Annotated in this window: 4 protein-coding genes; 3 read left to right on the forward strand and 1 reads right to left on the reverse strand. The window is 58.4% G+C overall.

Annotated elements, in window-relative coordinates; all coding sequences use genetic code 11:
- Positions 1–332 precede the first annotated feature (332 nt).
- Positions 333–992 carry a GntR family transcriptional regulator gene (locus tag QZ571_RS18300; RefSeq protein WP_295537590.1) on the reverse strand — a complete coding sequence of 220 codons (660 nt, stop codon included), beginning with the start codon at positions 990–992 and terminating at the stop codon, positions 333–335.
- 129 nt (positions 993–1121) lie between these two features.
- On the opposite strand from QZ571_RS18300, the gene dctP reads away from it, so the two are divergent.
- From dctP to QZ571_RS18315, 3 genes are all read left to right on the forward strand, one after another.
- Positions 1122–2102: a TRAP transporter substrate-binding protein DctP gene (gene dctP / locus QZ571_RS18305; protein WP_295537592.1), complete on the forward strand. Its 981-nt coding sequence runs from the start codon at positions 1122–1124 to the stop codon at positions 2100–2102.
- The gene (locus QZ571_RS18310) at positions 2099–2671 is read left to right on the forward strand and encodes a TRAP transporter small permease subunit (protein WP_295537593.1); all 573 of its coding nucleotides are present in this window, start codon (positions 2099–2101) and stop codon (positions 2669–2671) included. The genes dctP and QZ571_RS18310 overlap by 4 nt, the downstream gene beginning before the upstream one ends.
- Positions 2671–3408, forward strand: a 738-nt coding sequence (locus tag QZ571_RS18315; protein WP_295537595.1) for a TRAP transporter large permease subunit, incomplete at its 3' end; no start/stop codon positions are given. The genes QZ571_RS18310 and QZ571_RS18315, both read left to right, overlap by 1 nt.

Here is a 3408-nt window from a genome sequence, read left to right on the forward strand (position 1 = left end):
GTGCCCCTAGTTTCCTAGACACCTGCCTCGTTCAGTTTCTGCTGTCTGGTTTCGAAATCAATCGGCGACAGCAAGCGCAAGAAAATCCCGCGCGAGGGGCGTGAGGGTGCTTGGTGCCCGATCGCACCCAATCAGCGCAAGTCGCTCGACTTCACCAGTGACGCGCTGGCCAATGCGCCCATTTCTCATGCCGCCGAATGATGGCACACAAAAGGAGAACAGGCTCGACTTACGATTGGCCCTGAAAAAAGGGGCAGGTCAATCGCGCCGCGCGCAACCAAGCCCAAAGTTGCGCTAGTGCAATTCAAGCGCACGGAAAGTCGCCCCATTGATCAGCCTGTCTTTTCGAGCCGCAATTGTTGCAAGAGATGATGAAACTTCTCCCCTTGCACCCCGACATGGCTGCGCAACAGTTCCGCAGCTGCTCCTGCTTTGCCCGCTGCAATGGCATCGACGATCCCGTCATGCTCATCCATCGACTGCTGCATGCGCCCCCGGAGATGAAGTTGCATCCGACGGTAAGGCTTCAGTCTGCGATGTAGCCGTGCGGCCTCATTTTCGAGGAAACGGTTGCCGGATTGCGCGTAAATAAAGTGATGAAAAGCGCCGTTCTCTTCATAGTAGGCATCAGCGTCACCGTTTTTAAGCGCCTCGCGACATCCGGCATTCACTCGACGGAGACGCTCGACTGCTTCTTCGCTACTGCGCATGGCCGCAAGCCTCCCGCAAGCCGCTTCGAGTTCCGCCATGACCTCAAACATTTCCATGATTTCTATAGCTGACGCCTGCCGCACGAAAACGCCACGGCGAGGCGCGTGCTCAACGAGGCCCGAAAGCAAAAGTCGTTGCAGCGCTTCGCGAATGGGGGTTCGGGAGACCTGATGCTCCTCTGCAAGCGATACCTCATCGAGCCGTGCGCCCGGAGCGAATCGACCGGTCAGTATCTGCTCTTCGAGAAGCGATGCGATCTGGTCTGAGCGACTGGACTCCATATTATCTCCCGAACGAGCTGCATCCCGCTATACGTTTCTTGTATACAATATCATTGACAGAGAGCACAACATTCGTTTTCCATAACCCCGCCGGGAACATCAAACGATCCGGCGAGGGAGGAAAATAAAATGATTAAACGCCTGATTGCGGCGGGAGTCTTTGCCACGCTTGTCGCTGGCACTGCCGACGCCACAACATTGAAACTATCGCACCAGTTTTCCGAGGGGGATGTCCGAAACAAGGTCGCGCAGATGATCGCCGACGACGTCAAGGCCGCGAATGTTGACCTCGACATCCAGATCTATCCGAACCAGACCCTATTCAAGGCTCGCGAGCAATACACGCCGCTTAGCCGCGGCCAGCTTGATATGACGATATTGCCGCTCAGCTACGCGGGTGGGCAGCGGCCGGAATACAACCTGACTCTGATGCCTGGGCTGGTAAAAAATCTCGACCACGGAAACCGGTTGGCGCATTCGCCTTTCATGGCGGATATCGAGAAAATCCTGAACGAAGACGACGTCAAGACGCTGGTCCACGGCTATCTCGCCGGCGGGTTCGGTTCCACCAAGAACTGCATCACAAAGCCCGCCGACGTGAAGGGGTTGACCATCCGCGCTGCGGGCAAATCCTTCGAGATTATGCTGGCCTCTGCCGGGGCCTCGATCTCGTCGATGGCGTCATCGGAAATTTATTCGGCACTACAGACCGGGGTTCTCGATGCCGCCAACACGTCTTCGGAAAGCTTCCTGAGCTACCGTCTTTACGAACAGCTTAAGTGCTACACTCCGGCCGGTGATACCGCACTCTGGTTCATGTATCAGCCTCTGTTGATCAACAAGACCACCTTCGACGACCTGACCCCGGCACAGCAAAAGGCGCTGACCGATGCATCGGCTAAAGCCGAGACATGGTATCTGGAGCAGGCCAAGCTGGGTGACGCCGAAACCACCAAGGCTTTTGAGAAGGCTGGCGTTAAAATCGCCACCATGTCGCAGGCGGATTTCGACGAATGGCGCGAAATCGCAAAGAAAAGTTCCTATCCAGCCTTTGTCAAATCGACGCCGGACGGACAGAAGCTGCTCGATGAGGCGTTGGCGGTGCAATGAACCAAGACCAAAGCAATGCGGTGCCGTCAGGCGCCGCATATCGCCTCCCTCTGGCGCTACGGGTGCTGGGGCTGGTATCCACCCTGTCCGGCATCGCCGCATCGGGCATGATCCTCGCCTCGGTGCTGATCACCTGCCAGATGATCTTCGTGCGTGCGGTTCTCGGACGATCAACAATCTGGCAGACCGAGGCGGTGATCTATCTGATGATTGCGGCGACGCTCTTGGGTCTGCCCTATGTGCAAAAGTTGCGCGGTCACGTCGGTGTCGACCTCGTACCGCACTTGCTTCCAGTTCCGGCGCGGCGGGTTCTGGCGGTGGTGGTCACGCTGGCCACGATCACGATGATCGCCACGATGCTCTGGTATAGCTGGGAATTCTTCTACACAGCTTGGCACCGCAACTGGAAATCGGAGTCGGTCTGGGCCTTCCCGCTCTGGATCACATATCTCTCGATGCCTTTGGGCTTCGGCCTCTACCTGCTGCAACTGATCGGCGATCTTTGGATGGCGATCTTTGCGCCGACCGAGGTGATGCCCGAGCCCCATCCCGAAAGGAGCCCAGACTGATGGATCCGCTTCTCATCGCCCTCATCATTGGAGTCGTGACGACTGTGGTCCTGTTCTCCGGCGTCTCCGTCGCGGTCGGCCTGTTGCTAACCGCCACCGGTTTCCTGCTAATCTTCGAGGGACCACGTTCCCTGCAATCCCTGCCCGACCTGTTCTACGCGGAACTCAACAGCTTCGCGCTGCTCTCGATTCCGATGTTCATCATCATGGGCGCGGCGATCGCCTCGACCCGTGCTGGCCCGGATCTTTACGAAGCGCTAGAACGCTGGCTGACGCGGGTTCCCGGCGGCCTCGTCGTGTCCAATCTTGGAGCCTGTGCGCTGTTCGCGGCGATGTCTGGATCAAGCCCGGCCACCTGTGCCGCGATTGGCAAAATGGGCATTCCCGAAATGCGCTCGCGCGGCTACCCGCCCGAAGTCGCCGCTGGTTCGATCGCAGCGGGCGGCACGTTGGGTATCCTGATCCCACCCTCGGTCACGATGATTGTTTACGGCGTTGCTACTGAAACATCGATCGGGCGGCTATTCCTCGCAGGGGTCATCCCCGGTCTGCTGCTCACCGTGCTATTCATCGGCTGGGCGGTGTTCGATACTTGGCGCCGAGGCGCGGCGAACTCGGTGCTGACCACGGCGCGTTATTCTTGGCGCGAGCGGTTTGAGATACTGCCCCGCGTCCTGCCCTTCATTGCGATTATCGCCGGGGTTCTTGTGGCGCTTTACGGCGGCATCTCCACCCCC

The organism is uncultured Thioclava sp., assembly GCF_913064665.1.
In the GTDB taxonomy this organism is placed as follows: Bacteria; Pseudomonadota; Alphaproteobacteria; order Rhodobacterales; family Rhodobacteraceae; genus Thioclava; species Thioclava arctica.